The organism is Lactimicrobium sp., from assembly GCF_036453465.1.
GTDB lineage: Bacteria > Bacillota_I > Bacilli_A > Erysipelotrichales > Erysipelotrichaceae > Bulleidia.
In genome coordinates this window covers 11,537-32,517 of sequence record NZ_JAZHUW010000014.1, presented here as the reverse complement: position 1 = coordinate 32,517, position 20,981 = coordinate 11,537, and the positions used below count along the sequence as shown (strand labels likewise).

The following is a 20,981-nucleotide window of genomic DNA, read 5'->3' as shown; positions in this document are numbered from 1 at the left end:
CAGCCGTTTTTCCTTTATTCAAAAGAGAAAATTTATTCACCGTAGACTTTCTGGGCAAGATCAGAAACCACCGAATACAGATCCCCGCTGCCGCCATATACCTGCGAGAAGTCGGTGGAATATACCTGATGATTCCTGATGGCATCAATATCTGCCAGCTGAGGATTGTCATACAATGACTGGATCATTTCATCCATGTCCGGTCCCCCGGCATAGTCAAACAGAATGATAACCTGCGGATTTTCCGCAATAACGGTTTCAATAGAAACCTCAGAACCAGTGGCACTGGCATTGATATTATGCATGCCAACCATCTCGAGAGCTTCATTCTGCAATGATTCTGTGGATGCAGAGCCGAATACCGGCGAACCATCATTGATGTAGGAAACCTCGGCGAGCTTGATATCCTTATCCCCATATTTCTTCTTCAGATCATCTGTATAGGACTGATAATATTCTTTCAGGTCCTCCGCCTTGTCCTGTACATTAAAGATTTTTCCATAGTTATCAATATCTTCCAGAAAAGAAGTAAAGGTGGCACCTGTATAGCCGACATGGGTAATGTAGGAGGAAATACCTGCATCCTTCAATTCATCCACCGTACCAATGCCATAGTCACCATCAATAAACAGATCCCCTCTGCCTGTCACAAAATCAGGATTGACGCCCTGTACAGCTTCCTTGGATGCATAGCCCTGAGCAATCACCGGAATCTTGTCAAAAGCTTCTTTAACATCATCCGGTGCCGTGCCATACACCGCAGCAACGCCAACCAGCTTATCCGCTAAGCCAAGCCGGATCAATAACTGGGCAGTGCCCTGGTTATTGGCAACAACACGCTGCGGCTCACTGTCATATGTGGCTGTAATCGGTGTCCAGGCGGCACCATCGCCAGACACACTGTAGGTATCCACTGTTACCGGATAGCCAGAAGATGATGATGCCGAAGCACTTGCGGATGAAGCAGAAGATGCCGAACCACACCCCGCTAAAAGGCTCACTGCAAGTAAAGCTGAAATTACTGCCTCTCCATCCCAAAGATCAGCAGTCTATGAATCCAACAGAGCAGCAGCCATCATCAAGGTCCCTTATCGTGCATACCGCATCTGATTAACAGACTGTTTTCAAGCCTGCTGTTTCCTCTTGGACAATGAGATCATCACCAGCATGGCAAAGATACATGCAAAGCCAAGTCCATCTCCCAGTGTAAATGGTGTTCCCATGATACCAGTCACAATCGCTGCCGTAACAGGTTCGGCAAAGCCATACAGGATGCCCTTTTCCGGACCGATTTCCTTTACGCCCTGCATATACATCGTAAAGGCAAGCACATTGCCAACAACGACCACAAAAGCAATGCCAAAGATTCCCATCAGATTCGGTACATAGCTGTACTGCCAGATCCGGAAGACAAAGGCAAACAGCAGTCCGCCCATCAGGAAAGACCATGCCTGCAGCACAACAACCGGAAAGTGTGCCAGCAGATGGCGGGGATAGCAGTTATAGACAGTCACGCATCCCGCACAGAGTACGCCGCACAATAAGGCACCCGCCGGAATGCCCAGTTCCATCCTGCCATGTGTTGTAATCAGTGTCACGCCAACCAATGCCAGAATGATGGAGAGAACATCAAAGATACCAGGCTTTTCATGCCTGTGAATACATTCCACAATCAGAATCATGACCGGCGAAAGATCCTGCAGAATGGTTGCCGCACCGGCTGTTGAAAGCTGGATGGTACGGAAATACAGAAACTGACAGAGGGAAATGCCAAGCAGGCCATAGATGAGCAGATCTTTGGTATCCCGCTTTGTCTTCCATGGTGAATAAACATACTTTCCCATTCTTGCCCGGCAGTAGATGAAAAGAATCACACCAGCCAGAAACAGACGGATCGGCACTAACCATCTGGCATCCATTCCCTGCTTTGTAAACAGATACTGACCCATGGAACCGCTCAATCCCCAGTAGACACCGCCGCCCGCCGTCAACAATGCCCCTCTTGCACTTTTTTTCATGGAGTCGATTATATCGCAGCGGACTTTTGTTTGTGATAAGGTTATGACAAAAGAAAGCAGGAATTTTATGAGCAACTATACATACGCGGCAATGATCATCCTGATCACCGGTGCAGCCGGTGTTCTGATCGGCATCTTTGAAGCCATTTCCAGATCAAAAAAGGCATGGGGCTTTGGCAGCCTCCACGCCCCCTTCCCGGTCAAAGACGTACATACATACAACCAGGCCGTCGGACGGCTCTGGATGATCACCGGTCTTGCCATCGCCGCAGACGGCATGATCCTCTATCTCTTTCCTTCCCGTAAAATGGGCATTGTGGCAGTTGTCCTTGCCGTTGTCATATACAGTATCGGCACCGGCTGGTATGTCACATCCATCGAATCCCGTTTCCGTAAAAAGTGAGGTGTTAATGTGAAAACAGCTTTGATTACAGGCGCATCCAGCGGTCTGGGCAGAGAATTTGTCCGCCAGCTGGCTGATGATACTGCCATTGAACAATTCTGGGTCATTGCCCGCCGCAAAGAACGGCTGCTCGAACTGCAGAAATTCACCAGCAAGCCCGTCATTGCCATTCCCCTGGATCTCTGTGATCCCCACAGCTTTGATGTCCTTGCAGAAAAACTGCAGACAGAAAAGCCGGATATCACTGTGCTTGTTGCCGCGGCAGGCCTTGGCTCCATTGGCAAAACCGAAGAGCTGAGCGTTGCGGAAACAGACCGCATGATTGATCTCAACTGCCGGGCAGCCGCTGCTGTAACACGCTTGTGCCTGCCTTATATGCACAAAGGTGCCAGAATCCTGGAGATTGCCTCCATCGCCGCCTTCCAGCCAATGCCAGGCTTCAACGTCTATGCCGCATCCAAAGCCTTTTTGATGAGCTACACCAAGGCATTACACCATGAGATGCTGCCAAGACACATCAAAGTCACCTGTGTCTGTCCCTACTGGGTCAAGGATACCGAATTCATCCCCAAAGCCAGAACAACCGGAAACAGTTTCCGCCACACACCCCTGGCCTCTGTCTCAAAAAGTGTTGTCCGCCTATCCCTGGCCGCATCAAAGGCAAACCTCTGGGTATGCACACCCGGCATTGTCACAACTGCCCAGCGCATTGTAGCCAAGATTGTCCCCCACTGCATCGTGGTTCCCTTCATGGACCTGATCCGCCACATCTGAACAAGCCAATAAATCGTGCCCATCTGAAACCAGACAGGCACGGTTTTTCATATCACGTTTGAAAGTTTCTGATGATCAAGCCTGAGAATCCGGCTGCAGTCAGACAGTGTGGACATACGATGGGAAATCATCAGCACAGTCCGGCCGTTTCCAGCCTGTTTCAAAGTATGCAGGAATTCCTTTTCATGCAGGACATCCAATGCACTTGTCGGCTCATCAAAGATCATCACCGCCGGATTCTTCAGAAACAATCTTGCCAGGCCGATCCGCTGTCTTTCACCACCGGACACCCTGGCATTCATAGCTCCCATCTGCGTTTGGTACCCATCGGGCAGAGAACAGATGAAATCATGAATGCCGGCTTTCTTTGCTGCATCCTCGATCTCTGTCCTTGACGCATTTGATCTGCCAATGGCAATATTCGCTGCAATCGTATCATCAAACAAATACGTATCCTGTTCCATCAGGCCGATCTGTGCATGCAGAGAAGAAAATGAAATGTCCTTCAGATCGACACCATCTATCAGAATCTTTCCTTCCTCCGGATCATAGAAGCGCAATAACAGACGCAGAATCGTCGACTTGCCAGCCCCTGAATCACCGATGAAACCAACCTGGTCACCATGATGAATCTCAAAGCTGGCATGATCCAGCACCTTCACATGCGTGCCAGGATACGTAAAGCTCACATCTTCAAAACGAATCGTATCCACATGATCAATGGCAATCGGATGTGCTGCTTCCTGCACCATCTGCTCTGTATCCTCAATGGCAAAGATGCGCTGGGCACTGGCAAACGTCTCCAACAGGTTTGTTACCACTGTGGTCAATGAGAAGGTGGAGGAAAAAGACGCCGAGGCAATAAATGAAACAATAATGGTTCCCACCGGATTGGCTGCCCCATGCATGGCCAGATAGCCGCCTGCTGCTACGATCAGAATCCTGACGGCATATGTCACAAAATCTGGCAGGGAAGTCAATATCGAGCGGTGCATCTTCAGGCCATGATCCGCTTTGTTCAAAGCTGTATTGCAGGCAAGCATCTGCGACATCCTTGCCCTTCTGGCATCAAAGATCTGAATATCCCGGATGCCATAGACGCTCTCCAGAATCGTACTCTTCAAAGCTGCCTGTGCTTTCCTTGCCTTCTCACCGATCCTTCTGCCTGCCTTCAATGCGGCAAGCGGAATCACAATCGATACAAGCACATAAGCCGGAATCAGAATCCATGCAAACAGACGATTGTACCGCCAGGCAATGACAACCGAAACCACTGGCAGAAGAATCACCGTAAACATCGGTCCGATCATATGGGCAAAGAAGAATTCCAGCTGTTCAATATCACCAACAGCCGTATTCATCACATCTCCCATCTGATGATCAATCAGATAAGCCGGCGCAATCCGGTCAACCTGCGCATAGAAATCCACCCGCATCCTGGCCAGAATGCCATATGCCCCTTTATGCGAAAACACACCTTCCAGATACCGGCCGACGGCAATCAAAGCACCGCATACTGCCATGGCCGTGCCATAGAACCACACACTGCCATTTACTTTCCCATAGGCACACAGTATCAACAAAGCCCCAAAGCCCATCAGCCCCATACGGGACAGATTGCCAATGATACTGGCCAGGGTTGAAACAAGCAGATAATAACGAATCGGATATGCCTTCTTTAACAGACGGGAAATCATCTCATGATAGGAATACTGCTTCTTCATGCGATGCCTCCTTTCTCCAGAGCTGACTGTTCATGAACAAGTGAGGCATAATAACCATCCTGCTTCATCAAAGCTTCATGTGTGCCCTGCTCCGTCATCTTTCCATTCTGCAGCACATAGATGGCATCACAATGGCGGATCGAAGAAAGCCGGTGGGAAATAATAATCAGTGTCTTGTCTTTGGAAATACGTTCAATTGTTTCCCAGATTTCCTTCTCACTTTCCGGATCCACCGAAGAAGTGGCTTCATCCAGAATGATGTAATCTGCTTTGGAAAGCAGTGCCCTGGCAATGCCGATCTTCTGTTTCTGACCGCCAGAAAGCATACTGCCGTTTTCACCCGTAAACCGATCCAGATCACACGCAAAATCATCCAGCCGCACCGCATGCAGAGCAGCCCTCATCTCCTCATCACTGGCATGCAGGCCGCCAAGCAGCAGATTATCCCTCACCGTACCCGAAAAGATCGTCACCGCCTGCGGCACCATCGTAATCTTTTTCCGCACTTCCTGCGGTGTCATAGAAAGATAATCATGCCCATCCATGATGATCCGGCCCGACTTTGGATCCATGAACTTCATCAGTAAGGAGCCAATGGTTGACTTGCCTGAACCGGAAAGGCCAACCAGCGCCACTGAAGTTCCCTTTTGTATCTGCAGAGAAATATCCTGCAGCACATCCCGCCGTGCATCATAGCCATAGACGACATGTTCCAGGCGGATACCGGTTTCCTGCGGATTTACCTTCATATCCGGCTCATAGGGCCGGCTTGTATCCACAGCCAGAATCTCGCCAACCTTGCCCGCTGCTGAAACAGCCGTCAAAGCATCATGGGTTGCACTCATCAGCTCCCTTTCCGCGGTAAAGAAACTGTATGCCAGCAGTAACACCGTCAATGTCCCAGCCAGCGGTGCACTCTGATGGATCACAAGCACCACCACCCAGATAATACCGGCAGAAATCATTGCCTCTGTCACCAGAAACGAAGTGAAATTGATCTTCATGAAAGCATTGATATCCTGATTCAACCGGTCTGCCTTCTGATACAGAATCTCCTTGTGCTCTTTGTCTTTGTCAAACAGTTTCAAAGTTGTCAGACCGCGCAGAGAATCCAGGAAATACCCGGTCATATCATCCACCGAATGCCAGTAGCGCCGCCGCATCTTTTCCAGCCTGAAACGAAACACATTGTGCAGCGGCAGCAGCACCAGTGATACCAGCATCAGCACAATGGCTGCCAGAAGTGAGATCGGCTCAACCTGAAAGAACATATAGACCGGCGCTGCAATGGCAAATAACAACGCTGGCAGATATTCGCTGCAATATGTCTGCATGTGTTCCACCGCATCCACACTGGCTGTAATGGCGGAAACCGGCCCGATCTTTTCAATACTGCCGGCATCCAGATCCATGATCTTGCCAAAGATGGCAGTGCGCATCCGCACCCTGGCATCTGCACTGCAGCGGTATTCCAGTTCGCCCTGCACAAGGCGCAGAACAAAAGCAATCCCCGCAGCCAGAAAAGCCTGCACCAGAGAATAAGAAAGCATGGCCCCATCAAACGAAGGATCCAGCATATCCCCCAGTGAAGCACCGATGTCTTTGAGAAACTGCGTCATGCAGACAAGCATGGCAAACCGTGCGAGAAAGATCAATACAATCCACGGCCATGACTTTTTCGACAGTTTCAACAATGTATGATCCAGTAAAAGCATTTACTCCCCTCTTCTTTCCCAGAAAGAAAAGACTTTGAAACACTCAAAGTCCATCCGGGCGGTTATTCCTGCATGCCTGGGCAATCTTCTGTCCGGTCTTTGTTCCTGCAAGGCCGCCAATTCCGGTTTCCCGGATTTCCACCGGCATCTTTGCACCAATAGTATGCATGGCATCAATCACCTCATCCGCCGGAATCTTAGATACAATTCCTGCTCTTGCCATATCACAGCTGGTCACCGCATTGACCGCTCCAATCACATTCCGCTTCACACACGGCACTTCTACCAGTCCTGCCACCGGATCACATGCCAGTCCTAACAATCCCTTCAGTGCCAGGGCACAGGCATTGACAATCTCCATATTGCCGCCGCCATCCAGATAGGCAAGGGCACCCGCTGCCATCGCACTGGCCGAGCCAATCTCCGCCTGACAGCCGCCCTGGGCACCAGACAAAGAAGACCGCTGTCCAATCACACCGCCAATCCCGGCAGCCACATACAGACCCTCACACATCTTCTCATCCGAGCAGCCTGTCTTCTCCTGATAAGAGATCAATACCGCCGGCAGTACACCGCAGCTTCCTGCGGTAGGAGCTGCCACAATACGCCGCATACAGGCATTGCAGGCAGCCACCTTCAAAGCCTTCTCCATCACAGATGACACAAAATCCCCGGCCAGCATCTCTTTCTTTTCCATGCGGCCATGCAGTAAGGCAGCCTCATGTCCCACCAGCCCGGAGGCAGAAGACATCCGGCCATCATAGCCAGCCACTGATGCTTTCATAGACGCATACATACCAGCCATCCTGGCAAAAGAAGCTTCTTCGGAAATATTTTCTTCATGGCAGTCCTCTGCCTGCACAACCTTCCAGAACGGCTGGCCGCTTTTTCCAGACTCCTCCAGAATTCTCTCTAATGAACTGTACATGTTTCCTCCTTGATGGACAGATACGTAATCTTGATGATGCCAGGATGTGCACGCAATTGTTCCAATGCCGTATCAGGCACTTCCTGATCACACTCAATGACGGTCACGGCATGGCCGCCCCGGCTGTCACGGTCCAGCTGCACCGTCGCAATATTAATATGATGCTCATACAGCATGCCCGTCACTGCCGACACCTCGCCAGGCCGGTCATCATTTTCTACAATCAATGTCGGATATTCACCGGAAAACACGGTCTTCAAACCATCTATCTCCCGAATCTGAATCTGGCCGCCGCCAATGGAAGCCGCCACAATCTCCAGCTTCTTGCCATGTTCACCCTTTAAAAACAAGCGCACACTGTTGGGATGAGCCTCTTCTCCTAAATCAACCGTACCAAGTGTCACTTTCATGCCGGCTTTGCGTGCTTCCTCAAATGCATCCGGAATCCGCTCATCATCACATGCCATGCCCAGAAGACCGGCAATCAATGCCCGGTCCGTACCATGGCCGACACCCGTAGCCGCAAACGAACCATGCAGCAGAATCACGGCATCCACAACCTTTTCCCCTAACAGCCTTCTTGAAACAAGACCAATCCGGGCAGCACCGGCTGTATGGGAACTTGACGGTCCCACCATCACCGGTCCGATAATCTCAAAGATATTCATAGTAAACCTCGTATTCTCATCAACACAATGATCCACAGCACCAGGAGCACCGGTACACCAACCGTAAACTTCGTATGTTTTGTCTTGTGATGAAACACCTTCATACCAAGCAGTGCTCCCAATGCACCGCCCATGGCAGCACTTGCCATCAGTACACGTTCCGGTATGCGCCAGGCATGGACGATGGCTTTATGCTTATCAATGCCAAACAAAACAAACGCAATGATGTTTATCACCAGCAGCCAGCCAGTGATCATTCTGTATGTTTCCATGGCTATGATGATAACACGATCTCACAAAAGGCAAAACGAATGTACAATGAAGAAACATGAACAAGCGTAAAGAACCTGTGAAAATTGTAAGCCATCTGATCAACAGCAGAGATGTCCTGCCAAGACTGCTGCTGTTTCATATCTGTTTGTCTGCCCTTCTGGCATTGATCATTTTCTGCTATGGCTGGATCGTACAGGCCCTGCTGGATGCCGGCGGCCTGGTATCACTGACATCCGGCAATCTGAAATGGATCTTCACCAGCTGGCAGGGATGGACCATCCTGATCAGTGCCATGTTCATCCTCATGCTTTGCACATGCCTGGAAATCAATGCCCGCATCCTGTACTGCCAGGAAGTACTGCAGGGAACCCGGAAACCATCCTTCTGTCAATGCACAAAGCAGGGATTGAAAACACTGCCCCGCTTTCTGACACCTGCCGGCATCCTTGTCATGTTCTGGACCGGCATCATCATCCCGCTGGCAGGCCTTGGCACCACAACCACATGGACTTCCTCTTTGCGCTGGCCAGCATGGATCTTAGCAGGATTCAAGCGCACCCCGATCTTCTATCTGCTCTATGGCAGCGTCGAAGGCACCATTCTCATCCTGAGCTTTCTTAGCATCTATACCCTGCACGCCGCCATCCTGCACAAACAGAAACCATGGCAGGCTGTACACACCTCATGGAGAATGTTCAAAACAAACAGGAAAGAATATCTGCTGGAAACCGCCAGTGCCATCGCTGCCATCTTTCTATCGATCTGGCTTGCCGGCATCCTGACAATCAAAGTTCCGGCCTATCTGCTGAATACGTTCCTGACCAGCCACACCGTTGGCGAAAGAGTCCTGCTTGGTGCCGCCACCATGTTCTGCGTGCTTGTCTATACCATCATCCGCATGCTTGCCAGCAGCTGTCTCATTCTGGAACTGACCAGCATCTGGCTGAGCATGCAGAAAGAAACAGAAGTTCCCGTCAGAAAGCCAAAAGGCAGATTCATCCGCCGCTTCCTGCTGGCATCCCTGGCTGTCTCACTTGCCTTTGGCTTTGTGACAGCAGGCTATTTTGATGACTGGTTTCCGGCGAAATCCGATGCATTGATCATCGCCCACCGGGCCGGCGGCGCCCTTGGTGCTGAAAACACGCTGTATGATCTGGAACTGGCACACGAACAGGGCATCACGGCAGGAGAGATTGATGTACAGCGCACCAAAGACGGCTATTATGTTGTCACCCACGACAACACGTTCTGGCGCACAGCCAATGACAGACGCTATGTCTGGGATATGACCCTGGAAGAGATCCAGACCGAAATCAACATCTTCCCATTGCGGCAGGGCCAGCCAAGTGTCACCGTCTCTACCATCGAGCAGTTTCTGGATAAGGCAAAAGAGTGGAACATGCATTTGTTTGTCGAACTGAAAGGCTATACTGCCGATACGAAGATGGCCGATGATCTGGCCAGAATTGTCAAAGAAAAGAATATGGCAGATCAATGTACATTCATATCCCTCAAATACAACCTCGTTGACTATATGGAAACCACATATCCGGAACTGGAAACAGGCTATATCTACAACATGGCCATCGGTGATACCCCAGATCTCAACTGTGACTGCTTCATTGTCGCAAGCGAAGCAGCCACCCCTGCTGCCATCTATGCCATCCAGGCAAAAGGCAAGAAAATCTATGTATGGAGTGTCAACACCACCAGCCAGATTGAAAAATTTCTGAAATCAGATATCGACGGCATCATTACCGATCAGCCTGTCAATGCCAGAAAGGTAGAAAGAAAACTGGAAAGACGGTCAGACTTCCAGAGAGTCTATGACAACCTGACGACACTCATTCCATCCTTCCTGCCCATCTCATAATAAAAGGAGGCAGATTGCTCTGACTCCCACGCAACATTCATTCTCAAGCCCAGTTCACACTCACTGTGTAATCGGATCCATACACACTTCTGACCCTGTCAACAATGAAGGCTTCCGCACTCTTCTCTGCCCGCTCCAGAAGGTCTGTACCTTCCACATAGGATTCAAACTCATCCTTGATGGCATCCTCAATCCCAGGATAATCCTCAAATCTGAAAGAATTGAAGATACTGTCATTCACATCCCATATTTTCGAGTTGGCAGTATACACATCCAATAGTTCTACAGATGGCGCATCAACCGTTACCGTCTTAGCATCTTCATCCACATCCGCCACCTTGATCTGCGTGGCATCCTTGATGCCAGCCTTGGCCGTACCGTCATACTCAATCAGGGCCGATTTGCCGGTAAACGGAATCTCAATCCCCAGAACCTTCTCCTTTTCCTGCGTATATTCGTAAATATATCTGCCCGTAACCTGTTCCGTCGCTAACTCCGCAATATCATCAAAGGAAACGACTACCGGTGCCGTAGTGGAAGAAGAACTGCTGTGATGAGGCAGAATGTCACCAAGATATGGTCCTGCAAACACACCCCCAAAGAAGATGGCAATGCCAAGAAGAATGCGGAACGCTGCTTTTTTCATATATCCTCTTTCCAAAAAAGCCAGGGCTGTACGCTCCGGCTTCTTTTCCAATTCAATTTCAGTAAATCACAACCGGTGTATTGACATCCACCGCATTGAAGATGGACTGGGCAACACTGTAAGACAGGTTGATGCAGCCATGGGATCCTCTTGTATAGTACAGTGTACCGCCAAAAGCAGACTGCCATGTCGCATCATGCAGGCCGACACCCGTCCAGGTAATCGGCATCCAGTAGGCAACCGGAGAACTCCATGTGGAGCCATCCCAGGCCGTTCCCTTCAGTGTAGCATTCTGTTCCTTCTTCCAGATCCGGAACACACCGGTCGGCGTATCCTGGCCATGTTCCGGCTTGCCGGTAATCACATCCGACTCCAGCACCAGCGATCCATTCTTGTAATACCACAGATGCTGCGCAGAGATGGATACTTCAATATACGTATTGCCAATATCACCATTGGTACCATTGCGGCCGCCGGATGCCGTCACATCCCAGAAGGCACTGACCGTCTGAGACTGACCCGAAACAGCGGCTGCCGCAATCGCTTCCTTGGTAGAATCCTTGTTCATCATCCAGCCATATGTATCCGTAGCGCCGCCGCCCACAGTTACCGTAGAACCATCATGAGCCGTAAACGTACGCTGCGTATAAATCGTATTGTACTTCTCAGCCAGCGAATCCACATATGCTGTCATCTTGTCATCATTGACCGTGATCGTGGCATCATCCACATTGATATTCAGCAGATCCACCAGTGCATCGCCAGACAATGTTTCCGTTGCCCCGGAAAGATCAATCGTAATCACTTCATTCTCGATTGACTTCATCAGGTTCAGCTCTTTTGTCAAAGCTTCATCATCAGACTTGATGGTCGGTTCCTCATAGCAGCCTTCCGCATCCAGATCGACTTCACTCTGGCCTTCAGACAATGCAGTCTTGACCGCAGTCAGCGTCTTATCCTTATCCAGCGTATTGCCTTCTGTCTCTGCCACAATCTCATACCCATTGGTTCCCCGCTCCACATGAGCATTGACCGGTGCCACCACATTTGAACCAGAAATGCAGTTCAATGCACTCAAAGCCTCTTCCAGCTTTGTCTCATCATAACTGACATCCAGATCCATCGTCTCATTGCTTGTCTTGAATACATACGCCGGCCACTTCCAGGCACTCTGACTGGAAATCACCTGCTTCATGGCAGCTGTAGAAACATTCGCCTGATAATCAATATCATCAAGCAAAATTGTCTCACTCTTATCATCCTTTTCCACAAGGGTGATAACCTTGCCCTCACTGCTGGCAAGGGCATCCATTGCCTTTGCGGCCGTATCATTGCCAACGGCTGTGCCATTGATCACCGTATGCGGCATCAGATGGCTGCTGTAATATCCGCAGCCAATGCCATACACTGCTGCCAGAGCACCAGCCACTGACAATACACTGATCCAAATCACTTTCTTCTTATTCATCGTAATATCCCTGCTCCCCTGAGGTCTACTAATCTATATGGTACCTGCATAGTTTATCACGACTTCCCATTTTTCGTCTGAATATGCCCTGAAAAACAGGTGAACATACCAGAACACTGGAATATATACGCTGCGTATCATGCAACAGAAGGCTTTTCTGTGCGCACTTCCATGCTAAAATAGCTGGAAGGAAAAAGGGGGCCAGGCAGATGCTCACATTGGAAAATATCAAACGAACATGCAGTGAACCAGTCTTTCACCAGGCAGAAACGCTCTGTGAGCAGGGGGCTGTCAAAGATCTGACCGTATCACGGGATCAATCATCCGGCCTGGTTGATATTGAAGCAGATGTTGCCATCGGCAGACGCAGCTATCACGTCTATGTCTGCATCAATGAAACCCTCGGCTTCATCTTTGATACCGACTGTACATGCACCCTTGGCGCTGAATGCCCCCATACCACGGCTGTATTGCTGCAGTATCTGAAAGAAAGTGCAAAGGAAGAAGAACAGACACCGGAAAAAGGAAGAGCCAGTGATGAAACCGTTGTGCATCTGCTGGAACGAATCGAGCAGGCACCGGTGGATCTGCGTTCTGCCACCAATGTCCTGCTGGTGCCATATGTATCCGCTGACCAGCGTGATCCCGAAGCACTGCATTGTGAATTCCGCATCGGCCGCAGTGAGAACAAGATGTATGTCCTGCCTAACATCACTGCCTTCATCAACCTGATCAACACCCACGGCTATCACCGCTATGGCAGAGAACTCGAATTTGTCCATGACCTTTCCGCCTTTCACAGAACCTGCCGCCGGCTCGTTGTCTTTTTACGTTCTCTGGTAAACAAGGAAGACACCTTCCGCAGCAGTTCTTCCTTTCCCGGCTATTACAATAATGACTATGAAATCGGCAGATCCCTCTGCTTACGAGGCAGATATCTCGATGCCTTCATGACAGCCGCCCAGGACTTGGACCTGCATGTCATGCATGCTGAAGAATATGGCTATGCCGGTGACACGGTATATCACAAGAAAGAAGGACTGCCCGATCTGCACGCTGAATTAAAGCAAAGTGACAGCGGCTGGCTGTTATCCACCAGCTCCCTGCGCATGTTCAAAGGCAGCCAGCAGCTCTACATCTTCGATGGCACAAAGCCTGTCTACTACGTATCCCAGCGCACCTCTGAAAAGCTCGTTGCCCTGCTGGACTACATGCAGGCTGCCGGCAGAAATGCACAGTACATCTCCTCCAGCGACCTGCCTGCCTTTGCCCGTGATCTCTATCCTCTGCTGGAAAGCCACACCGCCTTTGCTGCAAACGGCTTTGATCCTGCAAAGTATCTGCCGGATAAACCCGATTTTGAAATTTATCTGGATGCCCCGGACAAAGATGTCATTACCGCAGAGCTGTATGCCATCTATCCCGACAATCGATACAACGTATTTGCCGGCATCCAGGCTCAGGGCAGAAGGTCCATTGCGGATGAAAAGCAGATGGATGCCTTTGTCTCTCAGTGGTTCAATGCCTATGACCCAATTCACAAGCAGATGACGCTTGCCAATGATGAAGAAAAGCTCTATGAACTGCTGCAGGAAGGCATCCATGCCATGCAGGAAAAGGCAAAGGTCTTTGTCTCAGACACCCTGAAGAAACTCACGGTACGCAAGGTTGGCAAGATCACAGTTGGCGTTTCGGTCAATGACAGTGACGACCTGCTGCAGCTGAGCATCGTCTCGGCCACCATGAAACCTGAAGAAATTGCTGAGATCCTGTCTCACTATGACCGCAAGAAGAAATTCTTCCGGCTGAAAAGCGGTGAATTCATTGACCTGGATGACGGCGGCCAGTTTGATGAATTTGCCAGTCTGGCCAATTCCCTGCAGTTAAAAAAGAGCGACATTGAAAAAGGCACTGCCCAGGTTGGCAAATACAGAGCCATGTACCTGGAGGAAGAAAGTGATGAGACAAGCCTGGAAATTGACCGGGATGCCCGTTTCCGTAATCTGATTGCCAATATCAAGAGTACGGATATTGATGACTATGAACCGCCCAAACATCTGGAAAGCATCATGCGCGACTACCAGAAGGAAGGATTCCGCTGGCTCAGCGCCCTGTATCATAACGGCTTCGGTGCCCTGCTCGCCGATGAAATGGGACTTGGCAAAACCCTGCAAGTACTCTCCTTTCTGGATGCCAACAAAGGCTTTGGTAAAACGCTGGTTGTCTGTCCGGCCTCCCTTGTTTACAACTGGTATCAGGAAGTACAGAAGTTCGCCCCGGATCTGAAAGCTGTCACCATCATCGGCTCCGCCATTGAACGCGAAGAAGCCAAGGCCGCTTCTGATGAAGCAGATATCCTGATCACATCCTACAACCTGCTGAAAAAGGACATGGAATTCTATCAGGATAAAACTTTCACCGTGGAAATCATTGATGAAGCACAATACATCAAGAATGCCGGCACCATGGCCTCCAAAGCCGTCAAGGATATCCAGGCAAAGTTCCGCATCGCCCTGACCGGCACACCGATCGAAAATCGTCTCAGTGAGCTCTGGTCCATCTTCGACTTCATCATGCCCGGTTTCTTCTTCTCCTATCACCGGTTCCGCTCCACCTTTGAACTGCCGATCATCCGTGACAAGGACGCCTATGCCGAGATCATGCTGCAGAAGATGATCCGTCCGTTTGTACTGCGCAGATTAAAGAAGGATGTATTGAAAGATCTGCCTGACAAGATGGAAGAAGTCTATTATGCCAATGCCGATACCGAGCAGAAACAGCTCTATGATGCCCGCGTCCAGCAGATCCGCTATGCTCTGAAGAATACAACGGATGAACAGTTCCGCCATCAGCATATCGAGATCCTGTCCGAGCTGACCCACCTCAGGGAAATCTGCTGCGATCCCGCCCTTCTCTATGACAACTATACCGGCGGCTCTGCCAAGGAAGAACTGTGCCTGGATCTGATCAAAAATGCCACGGAGGCAGGCCACAAAGTACTGCTGTTCTCCCAGTTCACTTCCATGCTGGCAATTCTGACCAGACGCCTGAAAGAAGAAAACATTGCCTACCATCTGCTCACTGGTGCAACCAGTGCCAGAGAAAGAGCAAAGATGGTCGATGCCTTCCAGAAAGATGATGTTCCGGTCTTTGCCATTTCCCTGAAAGCAGGCGGCACCGGACTGAACCTGACCGCAGCCGATATTGTCATCCACTATGATCCATGGTGGAATACCGCCGTTCAGAACCAGGCAAGCGACCGTGCCCACCGCATCGGGCAGAAAAACATTGTCTCTGTCTACCGCCTCATTCTGAAAGATACCATTGAGGAGCGCATCCTTAAACTGCAGGAAGACAAGGCAGATCTGGCTGGCAGAATGCTGGATGGCAAAGATATGTCCAGAGCAGGATTTACAAGAGAAGAACTGCTTTCTCTGCTGGATTGACACATAAACAAAAACAGAAATGCCGGCTGGCATTCCCTTTTGTTATGCAGATATATGATCCTGATTTTCCAATTCTTCCCTGCTTTGCAGCAGATGATGAATTGCCTTTGACAGTGATTCCACGCTGCTGGAAAAACATAACAGCAGCCATACAAGCACGCTCATCATGCCAGCCTTATACATCATTACGCCTCTCATATACAAACCGCATAATGAAGCCGCAAACACCAACAGGCAGAGAATCCGCATCCCCTGAAAGATCCCGGAAAAACGATGGGCAAAAACATGAGAAAGCCAGGGCACCACGCAGATCAGAATGATGCCATCCAGCAGGCCAAGTAAGCCAAGCACCGGATTGGCCATAAACAGGATGATGTCCAAAACAATGCCATAGGCAATGAATAGATAATCCCGTACGGTATCCAGCCGTCCTGACAGCAATGCACCAGCCAGAACTATAATAGCTCCCAGCAGTGCAAACACTCTTACATTGAGGCTGCCGGTCAGGCCAAGCTTGACAAGATACAGATTCATAAACGGCAGAAACAGCAGTACCAGTCCTGCCTCCTCAACTGCATTCTGCTTAAAGCAGAGATGGCTGTACCATCCCACAAACAGAACAGATAACATGGCATAGGCACTGATGCCATCCAGCAGGAAGCGGTGCCATACAAACACAAGCATCCATGCATACATGCCATAGACAAACATCTTGCCAATCACAGAAAGCCAGCGGTTCTGTTTCTTTTCACACAAAAAAGACACACCACAGGCAGCTGCCCAAAGCAGACCTGTCTGCCATTGCAATACGATCAAAAACACAAAGCAGGCTGCCATCTGACAGTATCTCAGTGCTTCATCATTGCTGTTTTCCTGCAGCCAGCCAAAGCCAAGCCGGCAGATCACAGCCGTGCCGCTGACAATCATCAATGCAAACACCATCATGTAAAACGTGCCGGAGGTGGCAAACAAAGAAGAAAGCAGAGATGCCACCCCATACAATGCCGCTGCCTGCAGACCATACAGACAGAAGGCCAGTAATGGGTACATGATGTCACGTCTATCAATATTCCATTTTTTCATAGATATCCTCTCAGGTTAATCAATCACAATCCTGGCCGTACTGCCGCCATCTTCCTGCAGATTCTTCTTTACCACAATCTTCCGGCTGATCCTCTCTTCCAGCTGAGACACATGGGAAATAATACCAATCAGACGGTCTGCCTCAGAGATGGAACTTAATGTATCCACAGCCTGGGCAAGCGATTCTTCATCCAGGGAGCCAAAGCCTTCATCGATAAACATCGCATCCATCTGTACATGGGCATGGTCCTGGGTGGCATCAGACAACCCCAGTGCCAGCGACATTGAAGCCAGGAAAGACTCACCGCCGGAAAGAGAATCCACCGGCCGCACCGTATCATTGTAATGATCAATCACATCCAGTGCCAAGGCCGCATGGGACTGACGGCCAAGATGATCCTGATGGCGCACAAGCTCATACTGACCCGATGACATCTGCCGGTACCGCCGGTTGGCATAGTACAGAATCTCATCAAAGTAATGCATCTGCACATACTCCTCCAGAGTCACCTTCTCCTTGCCGCTTAAATGCGAATCTGCCGTATCGGCAAGCGAGCGCACCAGGTCATAGTGCTTCTGCAGTTTCTCCAGCTTCTTCATGCCAGAGCTCACTTTATGAAAGGCCTGCACATTATTCTGTAGACGGTGGCTGATCACACTCAAAGCATTCTGCATTGATGACAATTTCTTCTGACTTTCTGCCAGTCTGCTTTGATCTGCTTTCAGCTCTTTCAAGAAGCTCTCTTCATCAATAGCAGGCAGCGAAGCTTCATATGTTTTTTTCTGCAGTTCAAGATCACGCAGTGCCTGTTTTGCGTCCAGAACATCCTGCTGCACCTGCTGCCATGCTTTCTGCCGGCGCTCAATCTCATCAGAAAGCACACGCATCTGGTTTTTCGCATCGGCTTCACTGCCATAGGCAAGATCCTTCTGCAGGATCTCAATCTTCTGCTTTGCCTGCTGAATCTCACCCTGTTTCCGGGATTCCTCCATCATCGCAGCCTGCATCTGAGCACGCATATCATCCACATTCTTTGAAAGCGTATCAATCTCTGCTTCTGTCTGCTGCAGCACTTTTTCCTGCTTTAACAGCAGTGAAATCTTCTGATGCATCCCATCGATCTCTTTACCAATCTTTTCAATGGCATCACGCAGACTGCCTGCATCCATAACACCTGCCTGCTGTAAAGAAACGCACAGATTCTTCTGTTGTTCCTGCAGCTTTGCTTTGATCCCGGATAATTTCTGATGGGCGGCATCACTTTCCTTCTTTGCCTTCAGACTCTTTTTCTCTAAGCTTTCCACCGTTTTCTGATCCGGTGCATTCTCAGCAAGATGGGCCAGAGAAGGATGATGGACAGCACCACAGACCGGGCAGGGTTCCCCATCCTGTAAACCAGATGCCAGCAGGCCGGCCTGCTCACGGAAAAACACTGACCGGTTTTCCATGTATACATGATTGGCATCCTCATAGGCACGCAGTGTCTTTTCAACAAGTGCTTTTGCCTCTGTTTCTTCATGCTGTGTCTGCTGAATCTGCTGCTGCAATGCAGCAATGGCCTGCAGCTGTGTCTGATAGTTTTGCTTCGTCTTCAGATCACTCTCAGCCTGAATGCGCTTTGCAGGCACATCTTTGTATGCCTGCTGCAGCTGCTGATCTTTGGCAAGTGTCTGTTCTGCCATTGTCAGCTTCTTCTGATTCTGCACAATCTGTTTCTGCAGATGATCCACTATATTTTCCATCTGCTGCAGATCCTTCTTAGCCTGCTGCATTGCCCCATACTTTGGCAGCTGTTCCTTTTCCCGGGCAAGCTGCACCTGCAGTGCGGCAATGGCCTGATCCTCGTTGGCCTGCTGCTTTGCCAGCAGAATCTTTTGTCTGGCATTCAGAGTATCTTCTGCTGCCGGAATCTTTTTCTCGATGGCATGCAGATCTGCATAGCGGCCAGCCATCTCTTCCTTTTGACCAATGGATCTGGAAAGCACTGCATTGTCATCACTTCTCTGCTGCACCTGCTTTTCCATCTCTGCCTGATCCTCTTTATCCGCATCAATTGTTTTCTGTACTTCTGATGTGAATACATCCTGCTGAAGAAACGGATTGTCAGACTGCCAGTGGGACAGATCACAGGCATCATTGCCCTGCAGAAAGCCAATAGCACTCTGCAAAGCAGTCATTTCCGTATTGACCTGATCAGCTGCACTGCGGCGCTCCTCTTCCAGCTTAATCATCAACTTCTGATAATTGCCTGTATGAAACAGATCCTGAAACAGCTTCACACGCTGCTTTGTGTCCGCAGTCAATAACTGGCGGAAACTGCCCTGGGCAATCATGGCAATCTGGGCAAACTGATCACAATCAATCTTCAGGATTTCTTCAATCTTATGTGTAACCTGTGTACTTTTGGCAATGACAGAACCATCCGGCATGATCAGTTCAGCATCCTGTGACAGAAGATCCTTTTCCTTCTGATAGCGCAGTTTCCGCATCACATGATAGGTTCTGCCCCCATAGGAAAAATCCAGCTTCACATATGTCTTCACACTGTCATCCACATACTGTGACCGCAGTGTCTTCACACTCCGGTTATCACCTGATGTGCGCCCATACAGCGCATAGGTAATGGCATCAAAGATCGTTGTCTTGCCAGCCCCGGTATCACCGGTGATCAAATACAGGCCGGCATCCCCAAGCAAAGAAAAATCCAGCACCGTCGGCTTAGCATACGGGCCAAAGGCACACATTTCCAAACGCAGCGGTCTCATACCTGCTCACCTCCATTCCAGATCTCATCAATCAGATCTTTCAGCCAGGAAATCTGTTCCGTGCTCATTTCCACACCATTGCGCTCCTTGTAAAACCTGGCAAACAAGTCAGAGGGAGACATTGTCTGCATCTGATTGACAGGCTGAATCATCTCAGCACGCGTTCTTTCATTGTCATATTCCAGCCGCATCGCATTGGGATACAGCTGCCGCAGATAGCGGATGGCATCCGGCTGTTCCTGATTGTCATGCAGTACAAAGCGGACATAATCCTCTTTGTTTTCATCCTCATCTGCAGCAGAAAGGATTTCTTTGTAATATCCCTCAATGGTACGCAGATGATGCAGCGGCGTTAACGTACGTGTATAAACATGCACAGTGCCCTTTTTTTCCATCTGTATAAAGCTGATCGACTTTTCCTGCTTTTCCTCCGCAAAAGAATAGGCCAGAGGCGTACCCGCATAGATCACATGATCATTGATTTTCTGCCGGCGGTGGATATGGCCCAGTGCCGCATAATCAAAGCCATCATAAACCGATGATGAAATCTCATCCAGACCGCCGACAATCAGCTGCTCAGAGCCAAGGGGATCCACCTGTGCCCCCGTTACAAACTGATGAGACACAATCACATTCCGCTTGGAAAAGTCCACATCCGACATGGCAATGGCCTTAGCCACCGCTTCCTGATAGCTGCCAACTCTTTCATCTTCATCCAGATACCGGTTGACATAGCTTGGCCGGATATATGGCAGCAGCCACACATGCACTTTGCCGAATGCATCCGCCAGCACATCATGATCCATCTTCCCATCAAAGTTTCCACAGATATGAATGCCCTGGCTGGCCAGCAGATGTCCCGCATAGGCAAGCCGATCTCCCTGATCATGATTGCCGGCAATGAGATAGGTACGGATATGGTATTTTACAAGATCCGTCAGGAAATCATCCAGCAGATTCACTGCCTCCACCGAAGGCACTGCCTTGTCATACACATCACCGGCAATCAGCAGTGCATCCGGCTTTTCTTCCTCCAGGATCTTTACAATTTCTTTCAGAATATGTTTCTGTTCTTCTGCCATCGACACATGATTGACAACCATGCCAAGATGCAGATCTGCCAGATGTGCAAACTTCATGAAATACCTCCTGTCAGCTGTCCTTCTATCTTATCATTCCCGACGTACAAAACGGGC

At 49.7% G+C, this 20,981-nt stretch carries 16 protein-coding genes; 4 read left to right on the top strand and 12 right to left on the bottom strand.

Going from position 1 to position 20,981, the window contains the following annotated elements; genetic code table 11:
• Positions 1-32 precede the first annotated feature (32 nt).
• Complete coding sequence (locus SOI44_RS05120) at positions 33-1,001, bottom strand: ABC transporter substrate-binding protein (protein ID WP_331348151.1); 969 nt, start codon at positions 999-1,001, stop codon at positions 33-35.
• Positions 1,002-1,124: 123 nt separating this feature from the next.
• On the bottom strand, positions 1,125-2,018 hold the full coding sequence (locus tag SOI44_RS05115) for a DMT family transporter (RefSeq protein ID WP_331348150.1): 894 nt from the start codon (positions 2,016-2,018) through the stop codon (positions 1,125-1,127).
• A gap of 67 nt (positions 2,019-2,085) precedes the next feature.
• Between SOI44_RS05115 and SOI44_RS05110 the strand changes: the two genes are divergently transcribed.
• A complete protein-coding gene (locus SOI44_RS05110; protein ID WP_331348149.1) occupies positions 2,086-2,421 on the top strand; it encodes a hypothetical protein in 336 nt (111 codons plus the stop codon).
• Positions 2,422-2,430: 9 nt separating this feature from the next.
• Positions 2,431-3,195 carry an SDR family NAD(P)-dependent oxidoreductase gene (locus tag SOI44_RS05105; protein ID WP_331348148.1) on the top strand — a complete coding sequence of 255 codons (765 nt, stop codon included), beginning with the start codon at positions 2,431-2,433 and terminating at the stop codon, positions 3,193-3,195.
• Between the two features lie 47 nt (positions 3,196-3,242).
• Here the strand turns inward: SOI44_RS05105 and SOI44_RS05100 are convergent, their stop codons facing one another.
• From SOI44_RS05100 to SOI44_RS05080, 5 genes are read right to left on the bottom strand one after another with little or no spacing between them, the layout of a single operon-like run.
• Positions 3,243-4,919: an ABC transporter ATP-binding protein gene (locus SOI44_RS05100; protein ID WP_331348147.1), complete on the bottom strand. Its 1,677-nt coding sequence runs from the start codon at positions 4,917-4,919 to the stop codon at positions 3,243-3,245.
• Positions 4,916-6,634, bottom strand: a complete 1,719-nt coding sequence (locus SOI44_RS05095; RefSeq protein ID WP_331348146.1) for an ABC transporter ATP-binding protein/permease — start codon at positions 6,632-6,634, stop codon at positions 4,916-4,918. The genes SOI44_RS05100 and SOI44_RS05095 overlap by 4 nt, the downstream gene beginning before the upstream one ends.
• Before the next feature lie 43 nt (positions 6,635-6,677).
• Positions 6,678-7,562: an L-serine ammonia-lyase, iron-sulfur-dependent, subunit alpha gene (sdaAA, locus tag SOI44_RS05090; protein ID WP_331348145.1), complete on the bottom strand. Its 885-nt coding sequence runs from the start codon at positions 7,560-7,562 to the stop codon at positions 6,678-6,680.
• The gene (gene sdaAB, locus SOI44_RS05085; RefSeq protein ID WP_331348144.1) at positions 7,547-8,230 is read right to left on the bottom strand and encodes an L-serine ammonia-lyase, iron-sulfur-dependent subunit beta; all 684 of its coding nucleotides are present in this window, start codon (positions 8,228-8,230) and stop codon (positions 7,547-7,549) included. The genes sdaAA and sdaAB overlap by 16 nt, the downstream gene beginning before the upstream one ends.
• On the bottom strand, positions 8,227-8,502 hold the full coding sequence (locus SOI44_RS05080; RefSeq protein WP_331348143.1) for a DUF1294 domain-containing protein: 276 nt from the start codon (positions 8,500-8,502) through the stop codon (positions 8,227-8,229). The genes sdaAB and SOI44_RS05080 overlap by 4 nt, the downstream gene beginning before the upstream one ends.
• A gap of 56 nt (positions 8,503-8,558) precedes the next feature.
• Between SOI44_RS05080 and SOI44_RS05075 the strand changes: the two genes are divergently transcribed.
• Positions 8,559-10,376 (top strand): glycerophosphodiester phosphodiesterase family protein, encoded by a 1,818-nt coding sequence (locus SOI44_RS05075; protein WP_331348142.1) that lies wholly within the window; start codon positions 8,559-8,561, stop codon positions 10,374-10,376.
• Between the two features lie 43 nt (positions 10,377-10,419).
• Here SOI44_RS05075 and SOI44_RS05070 read toward each other — a convergent pair whose 3' ends face one another.
• Positions 10,420-11,022, bottom strand: a complete 603-nt coding sequence (locus tag SOI44_RS05070; protein WP_331348141.1) for a DUF4230 domain-containing protein — start codon at positions 11,020-11,022, stop codon at positions 10,420-10,422.
• 58 nt (positions 11,023-11,080) lie between these two features.
• Positions 11,081-12,490, bottom strand: coding sequence for a L,D-transpeptidase family protein (locus tag SOI44_RS05065; protein ID WP_331348140.1), 1,410 nt, complete (start codon positions 12,488-12,490; stop codon positions 11,081-11,083).
• Positions 12,491-12,699: 209 nt separating this feature from the next.
• Here SOI44_RS05065 and SOI44_RS05060 point away from each other — a divergent pair, with 209 nt between their 5' ends.
• Positions 12,700-15,936, top strand: coding sequence for a DEAD/DEAH box helicase (locus tag SOI44_RS05060; protein ID WP_331348139.1), 3,237 nt, complete (start codon positions 12,700-12,702; stop codon positions 15,934-15,936).
• Between the two features lie 42 nt (positions 15,937-15,978).
• Here the strand turns inward: SOI44_RS05060 and SOI44_RS05055 are convergent, their stop codons facing one another.
• Genes SOI44_RS05055 through SOI44_RS05045 form a run of 3 tightly spaced genes read right to left on the bottom strand, consistent with a single transcriptional unit; the run spans position 15,979 to position 20,924 of the window.
• Positions 15,979-17,019 carry a hypothetical protein gene (locus SOI44_RS05055; protein WP_331348138.1) on the bottom strand — a complete coding sequence of 347 codons (1,041 nt, stop codon included), beginning with the start codon at positions 17,017-17,019 and terminating at the stop codon, positions 15,979-15,981.
• Between the two features lie 15 nt (positions 17,020-17,034).
• Entirely contained in the window at positions 17,035-19,785 is a 2,751-nt protein-coding gene (locus tag SOI44_RS05050; RefSeq protein ID WP_331348137.1) for an SMC family ATPase, read from the bottom strand.
• Entirely contained in the window at positions 19,782-20,924 is a 1,143-nt protein-coding gene (locus SOI44_RS05045) for an exonuclease SbcCD subunit D (RefSeq protein WP_331348136.1), read from the bottom strand. The genes SOI44_RS05050 and SOI44_RS05045 overlap by 4 nt, the downstream gene beginning before the upstream one ends.
• Positions 20,925-20,981 lie beyond the last annotated feature (57 nt).